The organism is Thalassotalea litorea (assembly GCF_005843925.1).
Taxonomy (GTDB): Bacteria; Pseudomonadota; Gammaproteobacteria; order Enterobacterales; family Alteromonadaceae; genus Thalassotalea_A; species Thalassotalea_A litorea_A.
The window spans coordinates 1-17,990 of record NZ_VCBC01000019.1 but is presented as its reverse complement, the minus strand read 5'-3'; the positions used below and the strand labels follow the sequence as shown (position 1 = coordinate 17,990).

The 17,990-nt window shown below is 39.6% G+C and carries 24 protein-coding genes; 23 read left to right on the top strand and 1 reads right to left on the bottom strand.

The window, feature by feature from the left end:
• Window positions 1–85: 85 nt before the first annotated feature.
• The 6 genes from FE810_RS15665 to FE810_RS15640 all read left to right on the top strand — a co-directional run bounded on the left by FE810_RS15665 (window position 86) and on the right by FE810_RS15640 (window position 4,728).
• The gene (locus FE810_RS15665) at window positions 86–835 is read left to right on the top strand and encodes a class I SAM-dependent methyltransferase (protein WP_138321373.1); all 750 of its coding nucleotides are present in this window, start codon (window positions 86–88) and stop codon (window positions 833–835) included.
• Window positions 836–882: 47 nt separating this feature from the next.
• Window positions 883–2,382: an FGGY family carbohydrate kinase gene (locus FE810_RS15660; RefSeq protein WP_138321371.1), complete on the top strand. Its 1,500-nt coding sequence runs from the start codon at window positions 883–885 to the stop codon at window positions 2,380–2,382.
• A gap of 286 nt (window positions 2,383–2,668) precedes the next feature.
• On the top strand, window positions 2,669–3,127 hold the full coding sequence (locus FE810_RS15655) for a YccF domain-containing protein (RefSeq protein WP_138321369.1): 459 nt from the start codon (window positions 2,669–2,671) through the stop codon (window positions 3,125–3,127).
• A gap of 64 nt (window positions 3,128–3,191) precedes the next feature.
• Window positions 3,192–3,521: a hypothetical protein gene (locus FE810_RS15650; RefSeq protein ID WP_138321367.1), complete on the top strand. Its 330-nt coding sequence runs from the start codon at window positions 3,192–3,194 to the stop codon at window positions 3,519–3,521.
• A gap of 189 nt (window positions 3,522–3,710) precedes the next feature.
• Window positions 3,711–4,469: a Nif3-like dinuclear metal center hexameric protein gene (locus FE810_RS15645; RefSeq protein WP_138321420.1), complete on the top strand. Its 759-nt coding sequence runs from the start codon at window positions 3,711–3,713 to the stop codon at window positions 4,467–4,469.
• A 22-nt stretch (window positions 4,470–4,491) separates the two neighbouring features.
• Complete coding sequence (locus tag FE810_RS15640) at window positions 4,492–4,728, top strand: hypothetical protein (RefSeq protein ID WP_138321366.1); 237 nt, start codon at window positions 4,492–4,494, stop codon at window positions 4,726–4,728.
• 35 nt (window positions 4,729–4,763) lie between these two features.
• On the opposite strand, the gene FE810_RS15635 is transcribed toward FE810_RS15640, so the two are convergent.
• The gene (locus tag FE810_RS15635; RefSeq protein WP_138321364.1) at window positions 4,764–5,771 is read right to left on the bottom strand and encodes an integron integrase; all 1,008 of its coding nucleotides are present in this window, start codon (window positions 5,769–5,771) and stop codon (window positions 4,764–4,766) included.
• A gap of 798 nt (window positions 5,772–6,569) precedes the next feature.
• Between FE810_RS15635 and FE810_RS15630 the strand changes: the two genes are divergently transcribed.
• From FE810_RS15630 to FE810_RS15545, 17 genes are all read left to right on the top strand, one after another.
• Complete coding sequence (locus FE810_RS15630; protein WP_138321362.1) at window positions 6,570–7,067, top strand: hypothetical protein; 498 nt, start codon at window positions 6,570–6,572, stop codon at window positions 7,065–7,067.
• A 141-nt stretch (window positions 7,068–7,208) separates the two neighbouring features.
• Entirely contained in the window at window positions 7,209–8,213 is a 1,005-nt protein-coding gene (locus FE810_RS15625; protein ID WP_138321360.1) for a hypothetical protein, read from the top strand.
• A gap of 709 nt (window positions 8,214–8,922) precedes the next feature.
• Entirely contained in the window at window positions 8,923–9,387 is a 465-nt protein-coding gene (locus FE810_RS15620) for a hypothetical protein (RefSeq protein ID WP_138321358.1), read from the top strand.
• Window positions 9,388–9,471: 84 nt separating this feature from the next.
• A complete protein-coding gene (locus tag FE810_RS15615; protein ID WP_212744524.1) occupies window positions 9,472–9,798 on the top strand; it encodes a hypothetical protein in 327 nt (108 codons plus the stop codon).
• A gap of 126 nt (window positions 9,799–9,924) precedes the next feature.
• The gene (locus FE810_RS15610) at window positions 9,925–10,659 is read left to right on the top strand and encodes a hypothetical protein (protein WP_138321356.1); all 735 of its coding nucleotides are present in this window, start codon (window positions 9,925–9,927) and stop codon (window positions 10,657–10,659) included.
• A gap of 98 nt (window positions 10,660–10,757) precedes the next feature.
• Complete coding sequence (locus FE810_RS15605; RefSeq protein ID WP_138321354.1) at window positions 10,758–11,174, top strand: hypothetical protein; 417 nt, start codon at window positions 10,758–10,760, stop codon at window positions 11,172–11,174.
• A 102-nt stretch (window positions 11,175–11,276) separates the two neighbouring features.
• Window positions 11,277–11,621: a hypothetical protein gene (locus tag FE810_RS15600; protein ID WP_138321352.1), complete on the top strand. Its 345-nt coding sequence runs from the start codon at window positions 11,277–11,279 to the stop codon at window positions 11,619–11,621.
• Between the two features lie 118 nt (window positions 11,622–11,739).
• On the top strand, window positions 11,740–12,168 hold the full coding sequence (locus FE810_RS15595) for a DUF3592 domain-containing protein (RefSeq protein WP_138321350.1): 429 nt from the start codon (window positions 11,740–11,742) through the stop codon (window positions 12,166–12,168).
• Between the two features lie 564 nt (window positions 12,169–12,732).
• Entirely contained in the window at window positions 12,733–13,224 is a 492-nt protein-coding gene (locus FE810_RS15585) for a hypothetical protein (RefSeq protein WP_138321346.1), read from the top strand.
• Window positions 13,225–13,331: 107 nt separating this feature from the next.
• On the top strand, window positions 13,332–13,820 hold the full coding sequence (locus FE810_RS15580) for a hypothetical protein (RefSeq protein ID WP_138321344.1): 489 nt from the start codon (window positions 13,332–13,334) through the stop codon (window positions 13,818–13,820).
• A 154-nt stretch (window positions 13,821–13,974) separates the two neighbouring features.
• On the top strand, window positions 13,975–14,394 hold the full coding sequence (locus FE810_RS15575; RefSeq protein ID WP_138321342.1) for a hypothetical protein: 420 nt from the start codon (window positions 13,975–13,977) through the stop codon (window positions 14,392–14,394).
• A 101-nt stretch (window positions 14,395–14,495) separates the two neighbouring features.
• Window positions 14,496–14,942, top strand: a complete 447-nt coding sequence (locus FE810_RS15570) for a MotA/TolQ/ExbB proton channel family protein (protein ID WP_138321340.1) — start codon at window positions 14,496–14,498, stop codon at window positions 14,940–14,942.
• Window positions 14,943–15,043: 101 nt separating this feature from the next.
• The gene (locus FE810_RS15565) at window positions 15,044–15,439 is read left to right on the top strand and encodes a hypothetical protein (RefSeq protein WP_138321338.1); all 396 of its coding nucleotides are present in this window, start codon (window positions 15,044–15,046) and stop codon (window positions 15,437–15,439) included.
• Between the two features lie 97 nt (window positions 15,440–15,536).
• A complete protein-coding gene (locus FE810_RS15560; protein WP_138321336.1) occupies window positions 15,537–15,800 on the top strand; it encodes a hypothetical protein in 264 nt (87 codons plus the stop codon).
• A gap of 106 nt (window positions 15,801–15,906) precedes the next feature.
• Complete coding sequence (locus FE810_RS15555; RefSeq protein WP_138321334.1) at window positions 15,907–16,347, top strand: hypothetical protein; 441 nt, start codon at window positions 15,907–15,909, stop codon at window positions 16,345–16,347.
• A 478-nt stretch (window positions 16,348–16,825) separates the two neighbouring features.
• A complete protein-coding gene (locus FE810_RS15550; RefSeq protein WP_138321332.1) occupies window positions 16,826–17,296 on the top strand; it encodes a hypothetical protein in 471 nt (156 codons plus the stop codon).
• 114 nt (window positions 17,297–17,410) lie between these two features.
• Window positions 17,411–17,848 carry a hypothetical protein gene (locus tag FE810_RS15545; RefSeq protein WP_138321330.1) on the top strand — a complete coding sequence of 146 codons (438 nt, stop codon included), beginning with the start codon at window positions 17,411–17,413 and terminating at the stop codon, window positions 17,846–17,848.
• Window positions 17,849–17,990: the final 142 nt, after the last annotated feature.

The following is a 17,990-nucleotide window of genomic DNA, read 5'->3' as shown; positions in this document are numbered from 1 at the left end:
CCAAATTGTTATGGAAATTAAATTTGGCGTTTGCACGATATCATCGGTATTCTTTACATAACTCAACAAAAGAAATACGATTTTGATGAAACCCGCATTAGCATTTAAAGACCCTGAAGTTCCCATTAAATGGGAAGATATGCCTAATGGTGTGCTTGTTGCGAATGCAATTAGTGAATCGATGCAACCCTGGTGGCCGAGGATTTTTGGCTATCACTTACTAAAACTCGGCAGCCTTAGTGCCCAGTTAGATACGTCAAAAGCGATGATCAAACATCAGGTGAACGTTTGTCATTCCCATCCGTTTGGCGATGTACTTGCTGAAATTGACGATTTGCCGTTTCAATTACATAGCGTTGATGCGTGTGTGTTGGCCCATAGCCTGGAGTTTGCCCTCGATCCCCATCATATATTACGTGAGATTGATCGCGTGCTTATTCCCAATGGCCACTTATTGATCAGTGGTTTTAATCCTAATTCGCTGGCGGGCTTAAATCGTTACATACCTTTTCGGCGCAATGCGATCCCCTGGCAAGGGCGATTTTTTACGCCAATGCGGATCAAAGATTGGTTAAACCTGCTCGGTTATGAAATTCTTGCCGATGATCGCTTTTTGCATTCTTCTTTAGTAAATCCGCTAGATCAGAAAGGCTGGCTGGGAAAACACTGGCAAAAATTCGCCAGCAATTATTTGCGTATGTTTGGTTCTGTATTTCTAATCGTAGCCAAAAAACGGGTGCATCCATTGACGCCGATCCGCCCAAAATGGCAACTGCGGCCTAATTTTCAGCCCGTAAAAGTGACCTCAATGCAGGGCCATAGCCGACAACAATGATTTTCTGTTAGTCTTAAAAACATTCAACAAGTGCATGGAATACGCTTTTGAGCCAATCGCCTTCAGATAAAACGCTGTTCGCCAGTATCGACTTTGGCAGCCAGTCAATTCGCGGTTATCTATATGGACTGCAAGGCCAGCTTGTTTATCGCACCCTAATCGAAATGGACATCACTTGTGCCAGTGTGTATCCATGGCAAAGCGCTCCAAAACAGCTCGCCGATGTTGTTGAAACCTTAATTAATGAATTATTGCGGCAGACCATCGAAGGCGAATGGAAAGGATATACGGTGGCAGCCATTTCTTTGACCTGTTTGCGCAATAGTTTTGTTTATCTAGGCGATAAGCAGGAGCCTATTTTACCGGTTTTGTATTGGTATCAGGGTCGACGAGCGACGGTTGTGCCAGATTTGCCCTGGTATTGGCGCGTTGCGTTTGCCATCGTAGGACAGAGTGCAACGATTCACAAAATGCAGCACGAAGCCGCGGTAAACTGGGTTGCAGAGCATCACCCAGAAAGCCGGTTCAATACCCATCAAATATGCCAGCTATCCGGGTATCTGCAAGGAACGCTTTGTGGCAACTACACAGATAGTTGGGCTAATATGATCGCACATTTGCCCTTTAACTTTAAATATCGCCGATGGTTAGCGCCATTTGCCTGGCAATGGTCAGCGCTCGCCATCCATAAATCCTGGCTCCCCAAATTATGTGCACCGGGAACCATTCTGGGAAACTATCGAGCACAAATTCATGATGTTGAAACAGAAATTCCGGTAGTTGCAGGCGCTGCAGACAAAACCTGTGAATTGCTCGGTGCCGGCGTTAATGACAGCGAAACCCTGTTTGTAAGCTTAGGCACGGCAATTACCGTCAATTGCCTGATCGAAAAATTTAAAGGGCCGAAGCGATTCTATCCGGCTTATCCCACATTTAGTCAAAAGTATTATCTCGCGGAAGAGATGTTAGAATCCGGTTGCCGGTTATTGTGTGAATTTGTCGCCTGGAAACGAGAACATATGCGTGATGATGAGGAGTTGTGCTCAGACACCCTATCGGAATCGAAATTAGAACAATGGATTTGTACGCATCTGATTCAATTGACTTCTCAGCAATCCGTAAGGCAACAGGCTGAGCATATTTGCGCGGATGTAACAATTGCCGAAACCGTAAACCTCAATGAATCCTCCATATCCGAGGTTTTTCTTTGGTCTGGAAGTCATTTCTCAAATCGCGACAGCGAACGTGAAACAGTAACGCAAATTGCGATTGAGTATTTGGCGTTATTGACCTGGCTGGCAACACAGGTCGCCGATGCGAGGCTGCGACTCGAAGCCCGTCAACAGCGCACCTTTACTCGAATGGTTATTAGCGGAGGAGGCCAGCAATCGCAAATTTTGCAGCATTTGTTGGCGGATTTTACAGAGCTTACAATTCATCCAAGCAGTCAGGTGCATACTGGAGGTCGCGGGGCTGCTATCATCGCCGCCGTGGGGAGCGGCTATTATCCAGATTACGATACTGCCGTTACAAAAATGTGTCGCTAAATCAGTTTGAGATAAAACATCGCGACAGGATCCAGCCAGTGGTTAGTGTACTAAGGTTGCCACACGCTATTATCTTCATTGTGTATTGAGCTATGTGTATTGAGCTATGTGTATTGAGCTTTGTGTATAGCGAAATTACTTTTTACTTAACATTTAGAAACACTTAACTCAAATTAGCGGCTTGTCGACTGGCGTCACCCTTGCTATTGTGCGCTTTTATTCAATTACCACAATTGGCATTTAACACTCTAAAACCTCGAACCGAGTGAATGAAAAGGGAAGAACAATGAGAACAATCGGCAATTTGATCTGGTTTTTATTTGGCGGGCTCTGTATGGGGCTTGCCTGGTGTTTTTTCGGGATATTGGCATTTGTTAGTATTGTTGGTATTCCCTGGGGACGGGCATGTTTTGTGATGGCCGGCTTTTCGTTTTTCCCATTTGGCCGAGAAGCCATTGGCCGAGATGAGTTGACTCAATCTGGCGACATTGGAACCTCAGATTTAGGCATGTTGGGAAACATTGTTTGGTTTGTGTTTGCCGGGTTTTGGCTGGCGTTAGGGCATTTCTTCTCTGCCATCGCTTGTTTTGTTACCATTATCGGCATTCCATTTTCGATTCAGCATTTAAAACTTGCCGGGATCTCCATTGCGCCAATCGGTCAGACAGTGGTTTCTAAAGAGCTGGCTGCGGCTGCACGCAATGCAAGTGCCGAAGTGGAACTCGATCACATTCGTTCACGATAAACGCTTTGTTCTTGCTAAAGGGCTAGTTAGCAATAATCGCTTGGTACTTAATAAGAGTTTGGTTATGCGAAAAACAGATAAAAAACTGGATAATGAGATCCGAAAGGCGCTGACGCAAGCTTGTGAGATTGCGCTGGAGCAGCATACGGGATTTCAATGGCTGACACATATAGTCAACTACGATAACTTTCCAGCCTCGCTTCGGGTGATTTGCGTATTTGCGACGAACCAACAACTGCTGGCGGCGAATAAAACTGAGATCACCAACCTTATTACGACTAAGCTTGGCAGTATTAATGTTCCATTAAAAACCCCCAGTAAACATATCTCTTTTGATAGCGAAGAAAATTGTTCAGTCAATCACAATGGTAAATGGGGCGACAGGCTTCATTAAGCAAATTCGTGGTCGAATATAAACAGCGAGTGAGTCCTAAAAGATAGGTGCGTGTTATGCAGGTATTGCAAAGATTTGCTTGCTACCCGTTTCCTTATTTCATGATATTATCTTTGCCATAAACACCCTTCATTACCGATAATGGTTGGTAATTTTATTCGAGATAGCGCAATGCAAGGTAAGCAAGGTATGCACCGCCAACAATTTGAAAAGATTTTAACCGATATATTACAACCAGAGCGCATTAAAGACTTTTGCCCGAATGGCCTGCAAGTACAGGGCTCTGATACGATTAATAAAGTGCTGACAGGTGTAACAGCGAGTTACGCGTTACTGGATTTGGCCATTAAAAAAGGCGCCGATGCCATTTTAGTGCACCATGGCTATTTCTGGAAAAATGAAGCCTACCCAATTGTTGGCATGAAGCACAAACGTATCAAAGCATTGCTCGAGAACGACATCAATTTATTTGCCTATCATCTGCCATTAGACATTCATGAGACGTTAGGTAATAACGCGCAACTTGCCAAACTGTTAGATATAGATATCACCGGACCTTTAGAGCAGGGCAACCCCGTCAGTGTTAGTTTAACCGGAGAATTAGCTGCGGCTGTAGACGGCGAAACTTTGGCAACTCGTATTCAGGAAAGTCTTAATCGTGAGGTCTTGCATATTCCAGGCAGTACGAATCGAGCGATCAAAACGGTTGCCTGGTGCACCGGTGGTGGCCAAGGCTATATTGATTTGGCTGCAGAGCAGGGCATTGATGCCTTTATCACCGGAGAAGCCAGCGAGCAAACGACGCATGTTGCCAGAGAAATGGATATCCATTTTTTTGCGGCGGGGCATCACGCTACCGAACGTTATGGCATTAAAGCGCTTGGCGAATATCTGGCCAGAGAACACGGTTTAGATGTTGAGTTTGTTGATATCGATAATCCCGTTTAACCGATAAACCCAGGAGATTCTCATGGCAGCAAAACGATACCCATTACCCAAAAAATTAAGTGTTGGGCTTTCAGAAAAAGCCTATGAGAATCTTCGTGACCTAAATGGTCAGTATCATTACTCCAATAACTACCTTTTAACCATTTTGCTTGAGAATCTCGATACCCTTGTCGATGCTACCGCATTAGAACAGGTTATGGCAGATTTCAAAGCCGAATATGGTGCACCGGCACCAGGCGGCATGTCTCACAATGCCTGATTCTCTTGTCCTTGGTAATTTGATAAAAGCAATACTTAACTCTCTTTGTCAGTTATTGTTGAATGAACCTTTTGCATTAAGTGATCTCTGTCTATTGGGCTCAATGTGCCGGATGAATGCGTGCCGATAACATGGGTATATATCTGAGTGGTTTTAAGATCATTGTGACCCAGGAGTTCCTGTACAGTTCTAATGTCAGAGCCATTTAGCAATAACTGAGTGGCAAAGCTATGGCGAAAAGTATGGGCGGTCACGTGTTTAGTAATACCACTATCAATTACGGCCTTGCGCAAGATTTTTGTTAATGTTGTCCAATGCAAATGATGGCGGCAATAGTAGCCATCTGTTGGGTGCTTACAGCGATTTGTCGAAGGGAAAAGGTACTGCCATTTCAACTCGGTAATTGCGTACGGATATTTTCTTGCTAAACCGGAGGGCAAACTTGTTTTTCCCTCTCCCTCGGCAATATCCTTTTGATGTATGCTTTCCACTACCTTAATTTGCGCTTTTAGTTTAGGGATCAGCGATTGAGGCAGCATGGTAACCCGGTCTTTTTTGCCCTTACCCCGAAAGATAAAGATTGAGTTATTGTCAAAATCGATATCTTTTACCCTTAACCTCAGTAATTCTGCTTTTCGCAAGCCACAACCGTATAAAATTGAAAACATTAATTGATAGGGGCTGGGCATTAAAGAAATTAACCTTATCGCTTCGTCGCTTGATAGTACAACCGGCACACGCTTTGGGGCTTTTGCTCTGATCGCATCATCGAGCAAAACCAACTCTCGATTTAATACATGTTTGTACATAAACACAATGGCACACAGCGCCAGATTTTGCGTTGATGACGTGACTCTTCGGTTTAACGCCAGGTGGGTGAGAAAGCGGTTTACTTCCTCTTCCCCCATGTCTTCAGGGTGGCGCTTTTGGTTAAATAAAATAAACCTTTTGATCCAGGTAAGATACGTTTTTTCCGTTTGAATACTGTAATGCCTTGTTCGTAATACCTGGCGAATATTTTCTAAAAATGGGGATGTTTTCATTACACCACGCTCTAAACTGTATATATATACAGTTATAGGTGCCGCTGTCAATTTTTACAATCATCCGTGTATAGATATTAATGAGAAAGCTATGTAAAACACTAGGATTGGCAAGAGAATAACATTAACTAATTGAATAGATTGATATTAATCAATTGTAACTAGGGTTTTACTAAGTCCTATCCATAATTTTTAAGCAAAAAATAAGTTTGCTCTGGCACCTGATTGATTATGTTCATAAAACTTAAAAATTTTTAGCGTCTATTACTTCAACTTCTCAGTAATGGACGCTAAAACCCAGATGCTATCTCGTTAAGCGATTGAATTTTCCTATAAAAACAAAAAAACACAAAGAGATTACTATGACTTCTTAGTAATCCCTTTCGGCATTTTCTATTTACTAAGACTTCTTAGTAAATCCGGAGGAAAAGCAGTATGGGTCCTCTAATACTCTGAAACTATTGGTGAAACCTTAGATCGATAACGCGATTACCAAGGCTTCTCAGTAAGCTCTTCCGGCGTTTTCCATTTACTAAGACATCATAGTTATACCGGAAGAAAACCAGCATGGGTCCTTTAATACTCTGAAAATATTGGTGATATTTTTGAAAGCGAACGTGATTACTAAGGAAGCTCAGTAATAAAATGGCGGAGTTAAAAACTGACAGTGATTAATAATTTTAACGGCTTGAATTTGTGAATATTTCTGGTAGGTTATGAAGGAATTCGTAGGCGAGATTACTTAGTTGTCTACATAATAAGCTGTTATAAGCCTTTGGCATGGAGTTCTTAACTAATATGGATATATCCTTAATTACCAGAACAACCATTATCGTATTAGCTCTTTTTTCTCTCAATTCAAATGCAGCTGATTCTAAAATTAGCTGTAATCAAATTAAAGAGTTTCAGCCCAAGTTAATTGAATTCGATAAAAAATATAGATCTACTTCTAAAGAATATCTCGCCATTAAAAGAAGTAGTGATGGGTGGGTAATGGAAGCATATTTATTTGTAGGTGAACACAATGGAAAATATGTCGTTTCGGGTTTAGGAAATCAAGCTAGTTCTAAAGAAGTCACAATACCTCAAAAAGAATTTGCTTCCTTCATAAATAAGTTTCAGGCTTTACTCAAAGATGAACAATTTAATACAACTTCAGACACTGAGCATAATCACTGTACTCAATTGATAATTAAAACACCTTCTTTAAATTATGACCAAACTAAATTAGGGCTATCAAATAACCTATCTTTTAATCGTGTAGTCAGGGAGTTAGACTACTACATATTTTTGTAATAAATCAGGCTTATAACAAGTCACTTAAAAGGACAAATAACAGTTGGTTTTTGCTCCTTCGTCGCTTATTTTAACCAACTATTATTTGCCTCTTAGTGAGGCGTTAAGTGGCTTAGATAGTAAGTGTAAGAATCATAGATTATGGAAGATAAAATAGTTTCAGCAGTGAAAGACTTTGCTAACTCGATAAATTCGGGAGGTAAAGTGGTGGCTGATATGTCTTCTCTAATTGATGTGACTTCTCAGCTACCTCTTAATAGTTTTGACTATTGGGAACGCTTAATTCGGTCGGAATTTTCCTTGGCATTAAGGGAGTCAACTCCACCAAAGTGGAAAGTATGGTCTAAACCTAGTGAACTTCTGACTTGGTTAGATTTAATAAGTTGGGATGGTTACAAGCGAGAAAAAACTTTACGAACACTGTCTGGCGCTGCTCCAAACACTTTCTTTTTTTCACTTGCCATTCGTAGGCTTAATGATTGGGTGCCTCAAGTTCGTGAGGCCGCAAGGGAAAATCTTCCTGAGATTGCAAAGGCGACTAACCCAGAATTTGTTGTTGAAGCGCTTTGTATCGCGCTATCTAATTGGAATTCATGGGGGAGGATTAAGGAAGAAGATAAAAATGTTCTCTTACAAATAATTTGTGACGAAGAAATAGCTGAATCACTAAGATCGAAGTTAATTTCATCCACCTCTGGACCAATGCCTTCTCTATTCTCTCAACTTGGTCGCACACCGATTCTTGATGAAAACATTGAAAATATTGCGAGTAAAGCCGCTCAGCCTACGGTTCGTGCTAAAGCTTACCGTAGTTTATTTGAAGGCAAGATTTCATGGATTGAAGGAAGAAAATGGGAATGGACAGATATAAGGTATTGCGAAGGTAGGCTAAAACCTATCGTCGCAGAACGGGAAGTAAATGTTCAAACATCATTGCTCACTTTACTCAACCTCTCTTCGGAAGATAGGTCTTCAATTGTAAGGCGTATTTCAGCAGAGATTTTGATACGAGATCTATCAAATATTGGAGTTATTGCTAGGGATTATGCTGAAAAGTTTGCATCAGATAAGTCCCAAGCAGTATCTGAAAGAGGACGGTTTGCTTTAAAGAAACTAGAAGAGATAGATCGTGCAAATGCCACTTAACAAGCAGCAGCAACGGACTCGTCAAACTGTCACTTGTTTTGCAAAACCCCGCAAAACAAGCGCCAGTTTAACTCACCGCTGTGCTGGGCGTTATATTTACCACCAGCGATTTATCGCAGAAACCAGGAATGGTTGAAATGTCAGGGAGTGGCGTAGGAACATAAGTAAATCCAATCCGCACATCAATTCCCAGGCAACGTAAATATTCAGCGTACATCTTCCGACATGGCGTATAAATATCGGGATAGCGGAAGTCAAAAATAGTACATAGAACAGGGCAGCGTTAATTCCTAAAAAGTGGAAATATAACAAGTGCCTTAAAATCGGACGTAAAAAGCTTGGCTACGTTCGACAAAAATTATAGCCAAGCATTTTCCGCCGTTTAGGCGGGCGTTATATTTACCGCCAGCGATTTATCGCAGAAACCAGGAATGGTTGAAATGTCAGGGAGTGGCGTAGGAACATAAGTAAATTCACTCCGCAGATTAATTCCCAGGCAGCGTATATATTCAGCGTAAGTTGCTCGACATAGCATATAAAAACCGAGATAGCGGAAGTCGAAAATAGTGCATAGAATAGGGCAGCGTTAATTCCTAAAAAGTGGAAATATAACAAGTGCCTTAAAATCGGACGTAAAACGCTTGGCTACGTTCGGTGAATATTATAGCCAAGCATTTTCCGCCGTTTAGGCGGGCGTTATGAGTATTACATGAAGTATTTATCAATTGTGACCTTGGCTGTCATTTTATTTAGTTTCCCTTCAAGAGCTGAGAGTTGCTTATCGAGTTCAGATTGTTTTCGCGCTGAAGTTCTTAAGATTTCTTTTTTGAGGTTATCCATAAGTGGGTATGCTGATCCTCACTACGGTGGTGATGGACTAATTATGATCTTGGCAAATTTAAATACTGATTATGCAATATCTAAATTAGTTGAACTTACAAATTATTATGCGGGAGACTTACCTGATGATACGTTGTCTTACTCTGTTACAGCAATTACAAACAGGAAGAAGCTCGTAGGCTCTTTGGAGGCTGAATTATTAAAACCACCATATTGTGAGCCTGAGTTCCAAAAATTATGCAGGGGTGCAGATGATAAGATAGTGCTTATCAAATATTTATTAAAAGGCTTGGCAAAAAATACTCATAACAAGTCGTTAAAGCAGGACAAATAACAGTTGGCTTTTGCTCCTGCGTCGCTAATTTTAGCCAACATATTATTTGCCTCTTAACGAGGCGTTATACATACAAGGATAGTTATGAGTTTGCGAATAGTAAGTGTTCTTCTGATATTTAGTTTTTTAAGTGCGTGTGTTAGTCAAATAGCAACTATTGATGAACATGTAAGTAGTTATATCGGGAAACCTATTTCTCAGGTTCAAGAACTCTATTTAACACCCCAGAGAGCTTCGATCGGCTTTTTCGAAAGTAAAGTATTTGCGTGGTCCGAAGAACAGAAAAAATTTGAAAATGGTGACACACTTTATTCATATACTAACCCATACAAAGATTGTGTAATCAATTGGGTTGCTGACAAGAATAATATCATTATTAGTGGTTCATATCTTGGAGACGGTTGTGGCTAAAGTATGTATAACAAGTCACTCAAAAGGACAAATAACTGTTGGTTTTTTCTCCTTCGTCGCTTATTTTAACCAACTGTTATTTGCCTCTTAGTGAGGCGTTAGATGAAATAAAGACCGGAGATAAATTTGAAAATGGATGATTCAATAATTGAATATCTATATATAGATAACCCTCGGCTTGATAGTTATTTTGAGCAAATATCATCTCCTGTCATGTATGAAAAAGTACCTGTATGGAAAGCGGTCTTTGGGTTAGCTGGTCCAAAGGCAGAAGCAACCCAAATCAGGCCTGGTAGGCCATTTACAACTCATGAAAAGGTAAAGGTTTTTCATGATTACTTGAGAAAGAAAAAACTTGTTATTGAAAATAGGCCTGCAGCCCCCTTTGATGACGAGCTGCTAAATGACTCCCAATCGCCTAAGCAATTTAGAAAAGAAGTAATGAGCGCACAGCGCGTTCGACTAGACAAAAATGAAGGCCTAAATATATGGGTTTCAACAGAACCGGACAAACAAAGTAAGAACAACAGAAGACCAGTAGGGGCTCTGTTTTTAATTGAAGATTTTTCAGGTAAAGAAGACCGAATTGTAACAATTTCTGCATTTAGTAGTTTATGGGCGCTTATACAGGAAATGGAACCTATTATTGAGAAAGCTAATTCTCACATATTTGAACATGCCAAAAATATGGAGGACAGGTTCGGAAGAGACCCGGTTTCTGTGTTAAAGCAAATAGGAGCTAAATTTGGGCCTGTGCGACGGATTCAAGCCACATACCGCATACGGGTATGTGGTATGGAAATGGGCGCGAATGGAGCGACTACTACAATTGGGTACCCAATTGTCATTAGTGCGGTATAGCAGCTCATCTAACAATTCAATCAACTTCGCGCCTTCGGCGCCGGACGCGCTAAAGCGCGCCGGTTATTGAGGCGTTAGGTTGTTAAAGGAGAGTGTCATTGAGTACGGATAAATCAGAGAATATGTTTTGGCCTGATATCTCAACATTAGAAAAAGCCGAAGGGGTTGCAAAAGGTTCTTGTGGTATACCTATTTTTGTCGCAAGTATTACTATTCTTGTTGTGCTTTATGGGTACTTCTTTAGTCCTATATTAGGAATAACTCCTTGGGCATTAATAGATGCCTCAATATTTGGATTAATCGCTTATGGTATGTTTCGAATTAACCGTTTGGTGTCGATTCTCGGTTTGATTTTTTATATTTGGTCTCAGGTAGATATGTTAACAACTCAAGGGGCTGGTTTTAGTGTTCTAGCTGTTTTCTTCATGATCTTTTGGTTTAACGGTATTCGAGGTGCTTTTAAATACCATAAGCTAAAAAAGCAAGCTGATAGTGTAGAGCAAGTAACAACATAACAAGCAATTCAAGCGGGACTTTTTACAGTTTGCTCGGTTCCGCTTCGCTACACATTTTAGCAAACTATTAAAAGCCCCTTAATGTGGGCGTTATAAACCTTTATGAAAAAGTTAATTGCTCTTACATTATGCTTTCTTTCATATTTCACCTTTGCGAGTGAATATGTGAAGGTTAGAGCAGATCTACTGTTTATTACAAATACAAATGTGGAATCTGGAAAGCTTTGTTTTGGAGATAGTGAGTGCACAACTTACTCAACTTTCTATCTGTTCAACGCTAAAGTCCATAACGTTATTTTAGGGGATGTGATGGATGGTTCTTTTAAAGTGATTTACGGTCAACACGCATTAATTGAACAGGATATTAACGATGTTGTTTTGACCCTAAAAGAACTAGACGAAAATAATCAATTTGGGGCTCTATACCAAGTTGTAAGTATTGAGTAGGCGGGTTATAACAAGTCAATCAAGCAGGACAAAAAACCGTTGGTTTTGGTCATTCGTCGCTTATTTTAACCAACTATTTTTAGCGTCTTAATGAGGCGTTATAAACCAAGGAGAGTCCGTGGAAAATTTAAATAATGACGCTTTAATAGTATATGGATTGTTAGCCCTAGGTATAGTGATTGAAGTTTTCTTAATGTATAAAAATCACATGGCTAAAAATTGGAGCCAAACTCAAGGAGAATTGATCAGTTCAGAAGTAGGTATGGAACAATCAGGTAATTCCTTTGGATTAGCGGCTAAAGTAAATTATAAATACACCGCGAATGGTAAAGAGTTTCAGTCAAATCAAATTGCATATGCCACATTAGGTAGTGGTTTCGCTTTGTTCAAAAATTTTTATGTTAAAAATAATAATTTAACTGTTTTTTTCAACCCGCTAAAACCTGAGGTTGCGGTTATTCTTCCGGGTATTCGTCTATTTCATGCTTTGGATATAGCTTTTATTCTTGGTATCGCTTATTACCTTTATGGCGTATTTGGTTTATAACAAGTCATTAAAGCAGGACAAATAAAGCTTGGCTTTTGTCACTGCGTTCCATATTTTAGCCAAGCTAATATTTGCCCCTTAGTGTGGGCGTTATAAAACACGAGAGATTTGTGGAAAATTCAGAGGTTGATGTTAGTTTTAGGTTTCTAAAACTAGATAAATTGCAGGCATATACTTTAAAACATGAAGTAGCTAATTCATCGTTTAGAGAGCACCACAAAAATAATTGCTACGTTGGAACTGTTCTACTGTCTGAAAGTTGTATAGATGAGATTAATGACTTTTATGTTCGACAACAGGTTTCATTAGAAGATTGCGATATTTTTGTATCGATAGTTTCTGAAATTGATAGCAACATAGTTGATGTTCCAACTATCGTAAATCGCATGCTGAAATACATTGACTGCAAATTAACTTATTCATTCACTGTAGTGTAATGTGTTTTCTAACAAGCCAATAAAGTTCGGGACTGCTAAAGCTTGGCTCTTTTCCGCTTCGCTACACAAGTTTAGCCAAGCATTATCAGCCCCTTATTGGGGCGTTAGCTTTACCTCTGGTTAGGGTATGTACAGAAAGACCTTAAAAACATTATTTTTATCTGTTTTCATAGTAGGTGTAGGCTTTACTTTATTCCCTTTTATGAAATCTTTAGAACCTAATATTTCCCAAATCAGTAAATTACCATACGTAGATGTTTCGGGAATGAAAAGTGGTGAAACCAAAGTATTCACCTTTCAATATGCAAAAATCATAATAACGAAGGAAGTCGGCACAACAGAAAAATATACGGCTCTTTCTATTCCTTTTCAAAATGGAGAGTATTTCTTACCTGAATTCGATTGGTCTAGGCCTGCACTAGGCTGCGAATCCTTTATTCAAAAAGATGGATATTACTGCTTGGATATCAATGAATACGGCTTTCTATGGTTTGACTTTATGAGGTGGGATTTAAAGGGTAAATATATAGGTGATAGCTCAAAATTTGGGGTAATACCAGACATTAAATCAATAGAGTTTGAACAAATGCCAGATCAACTTCTATTGTTGGAAATGTAAAGCTAACAAGTACATAAAGTTATGGACGTAAAACACTTGGCTGGCGTTCGTTCCTCACTAATTTTAGCCAAGTGTTTTATTGCCTCTTAACGAGGCGTTAGCTTTAAATGGAAATCGACAACGGAATGAAATCAAAGACATACATTTTTATAAGCATAACTCTAGTCTTCACAGCGTTTGGTGGAGGTACCTATTTCGGTTTTAATGCCGGGATACAACACTACTATCACCTAGAAAATGTGCATTCAAGCAATATAGATGTGTTAAGGTCGCATGACTTGCGAGGCGGCAGCGAGAAAGAGCTTAAGCATATTTATTGGGAATATGAGATGTCTATAAATAGCGCTCTAGATTCATATATATGGTACCAAGAGTCTGGTAATCATACATTTGCTAAAGTATTTCTGTCTGGTCACCTCAAGCATCTCGATAAGTCGATTGCTAATATCGCTAAGTATCGAAAAGCATATCCGGTTCAGTACGATACTGAGAGCCTCCTTTGCAATTTACCAGAATCAAATTCCGAAAAAGAAACTTGTGTAAATATGCTTAAAAAGAGGCAAGAGCTAATTAACGGTTATGGATCAAAAAGCTAACAAGGCAATCAAAAATCGCCAGCAAGCTGGCTGGACCTCCGCTTCTTCGCTTGTTTTGTGGCTTATCGCTACGCTGCCACAAAACAATAAAATCAGCTCCGGCCTTTTATTGAGGCGTTAGGCGCTATGAAAATTTTCTTAGTATGGGGATAAAATGAAAAAATCACTCCTTCTCATCACATCAGCTATGATTGCTTTTTCTGTAAGCGGAGCTTCAGTAGAAGATGGTTACGAAGAAAGAAAAACATTTCGAGAATTATTATCTTGCGCTAATTTAAGTCAAACATTAGCCCTAATTAAAGATGAGAAAAAAAAGCTAGATCTTAATAGCTTTAAACAACACCCTGATCACCGAAGGTATTTACATTACTTAAATATATCTAACACCTATGAAGCCAGCATTCTAAGTAAGGGTTACTATCAACCAGTTGATATATCCTATGAGCGAGGAAAAGCTACAGGTTTCTCAAAAGGTATCCTCGAGGCTTATAAAATTAATTTCAGCTCTGAACTGTTTTCATGGTTAAAAGACAAAATAAAGCAATGTGAGAGTAAGTTCGGTAGTATTAAATAAGCAGCGCCTAACAAGCTGTTCAAGCGGGACTGTGCTCTTTCGTCCCTCAACATTTTAGCAAACAATTTTTTGCCCCTTAGTGGGGCGTTAGGTAACCACGAATGGAATCAAATGTTTTTGCCCCACCAAAGTCAGAACCTAGTGAAGAGATAAAAAACGAAGACAGGAACGTAACTCTGGGCAAAGTTTGCGCTTTGATAAGTATATTGATGATGTTTTCACTGTACGGATTTATGTCGGCTATTTGGCAGTTATTTGAAGTCTTTCAAAATATCACGTTGACTGGTACAGGTGATCCTAAAGTAATGGCGGGTAACATAAGCCAAGCATTGGTCCCAACAGTTACATCATTATTTTTTTCTGTGCCTGCAATTTTGTTTGCATTGTTTTCAATTTATTTTTCATCATATCGTTCTAGTACCATTTATAAGCTATGGTCACTTTCAGCGGTTGTGTTGGTTATATCATTTCCATTTGGTACTGCATTTGGATTTTTATTCGGATTAATATTGTTTTTTAAGCGTAATCAATTTAAAAAGGTTACCTAACAAGCCAATCAAGTCGGACGTATAACAGTTGGCAGCGTTCGCTTCGTTCACAATTATAGCCAACTATTATTCGCCGCTTATTGGGGCGTTAGGTGTTCAGCATGTACGCATCATTTAAAGAAATGCCGTCAGTTTTAAAATTCCTAACAGGAATGGCAATTTTCTTTTTATTGCTATTTTTGAAAGCCACGATACCCGGCATGTTTGGCACTTTTAGTTACAACGGTGAGGTTTTAGAGTTCGATGAAATTTGGGAGCGTGGATTTGGTATACCATTGATTCTAATTGGTCTTCTCGTGCCAAGTTCTGGCATATCAATTTTATTGAAACAAAAATATTCTCGCCAATTTTACTGTCTTGCCTTAGCGATTGCAGTTTCAACGCCTGCAATAGCAGAGAAAGATTTTTACGCGTTAGCATTTTTCTTAATTATTCCGGTTGCTGCCGCCCTCTATCTTTTTTCTTCCAAAGGAGTTCGGCGGTATTATGGCACCTAACAAACCAATCAACACACTCGCTCCGCTCGCTGGGACGCCTGCTCGCTGCGGCTTCGCCATTTTCGCAGCAAGTAGTCGCCCGTTATCGGGGCGTTAAATGTCTGTAATTATGAAATGCACTACTAAAGCAAGAATCCGAATACTAAAAGGTGGCTGGCAAGTAGCGGAGGACGATGATGAATCGAAATATGTCAAAAACCTCGCTGTTAATTTATCCATAGTTGGCAATGAGAAAAATGGTTATCACTTGCTCATGGAGCCAGAAGGGTGCTTTGTTGCTGACTCTCACTATGAAAGTATCGCAGAAGCAAAAGAAGATGCGAGTGATTCATTAGGTGTCAAAGACTCCGATTGGGTGTAGGTAGTGAGTATGAGTTTAGCATTTAACAAGTTTATCAACGATCGCCCAACGAAAGGGCTGTTGGACCGGAGTAAAGGAAAGGCGTTATATTGCACAGGGAGGTTCAGTGAATATCGTACAAAATATTGAAAAATCATTTCATCCTGAAATTTACTCTGAATCAATGCCTATCAAAAATGATCTGAGTTTATGCCTGTATAAGAAGTCAGGCTTAGCTAGGTATGTTTTAGCAACCTTAAACTTTGATTCAAACTTAGATATTAGAACTCAAATCGCAAACGCTCGTAAATTAATTCAGCAGCAAACCTCTGCTATGTGGTTATTCAAAGAAATTGGTGCCTACATTGTCTTTGTTTGCGATGAACTCCCTGATTTAGCAGAGTCTCAATTAGAAATAGATCGTACTGGCTTTCACGCTGTTATCGTTCAAGGTGTTCATTTAGTTTCCAAATCAGGCGCTCACTTATATAGCCATAGTAAGTGGTTAAATAAATCATTCGGCGGCACTGAAAGTATTGCTTCTAGGTTAGTGGATAGTGCAATATAACAAGCTAATAAATAAGGACAAAAAACAGTTGGCTGTTTTCGTTCCTCAACATTTTAGCAAACAAGTTTTTGCCCATTAACAGGGCGTTAGGCGTACCTAGAGGGAGTTGCAATTAAATGCCGTTGGATGATTTAGCAGAAGGTTTCTTTCGTGGTCTTTTTCGCTTCTTAGTGAGTATATTTGTTGAGGTAGTCATTGAGATCTTAATTAAGGGTCCTGGATATTTTATTGTAAAATCTTGCTCTAGTAATTCTCCTGATTCAGATAGTTTAAGAGTTGTACTTGTTGGGATTCTCTTTTGGGTTTTAATCACTATCGGTGGGTATTCCCTGCATCACCAACTAACAAGTCAAGTATAAAATACGCCTAACAAGGCGCTCAACAGGAAAAATAACAGTTGGTTTTTGCTCTTTCGTCGCTTATTTTAACCAACTACTATTTGCCTCTTAGTGAGGCGTATGTTTACAAGGAAAGTTAGGTGCAATCTAATAATAAATTGAGCGAAACTCTTATCACGCTTTTAGGCATTTGGTTAATTGTTTCTCCACTCCCTGATTTTTTCGCAAATATCTTTGCCATTAGTTCATACGACTATGGTGAATCAGGGAACCAAATGCGTTGGCTATCAATCATCCACCTTGCTACAAAAGTATTTTGTGGTTTTGCTCTTATATTTTCACGAGCAAAAATTGTTAGTTATCTTGGCTTAAATATAGACTCACCATCGGACTCGCGTAATTTATTATCAGCGGGTATATTTTTGCTCGGAGTGTACTTTTTTCTAAACGGTTTTGTTGCTCTAGGTCAGCACATCGGTACGGTTCAGTCTCCAAATACAAGTAATCCCTATTTACTCTGGCAAGCTTTATTTTCTATTGGCTCTGGTATCATAGTCGCTCTAGTTTCGTCACGCTTAGGTAAGTTTTGGTGGGTAATAAAGCGTACGTAAACATAACAAGCTGTTCAAACGGGACTGCTAACGTTTGGCTCGGTTCCGTTTCGTTTCACATTTTAACCAAACATTAATCACCCCCTTAACAGGGCGTTATGGCTAAGTGAAATCATGAAGAAATTTAATAAAAATAAGATTTCCTTCGAGTATCCGGAAAGCTGGAATATCGCAGATGAGGAATGGGATGATGATATATCTGCATTAACCTTTGAGGATGGAGAGGGTATCTTTATGATTGATATTTATCACTCCACAAATGGCCCTGAATTGGAGAATTATGCAATCAAACACTATCAGTGCTTCAAACAGGAATTGCCGTTTTTATCTAAGGTTATTTCAGGCCCCACCTATGAAAGGATTGATAGCGGGATAATGCTTGAATTTACTACAAAGACATACTTAATTTTAAAATCAGATTATTTAAATCCTGTATTTAAGGTTCAATGTGAAAATAGCGTTAGTTACATATCGGGCCAATTTGAAAAAAGAGATGGGCTAAATAAAGTCGATCACTTACGAAAGGTAGTTGGGAGTTACAGTGCAGCGTAAAAATGAGCAAAGCCATAACAAGGCGCTGCAACCGACTGCCAAAAGCGTCACTTTCGTCAGCGGCTGAGCGCGGCGTTATATGCAAAGGATGCACATGTTCAAACTGATAGTTTTGTTTTCTTTCCTTATAGTTTCAATCTTT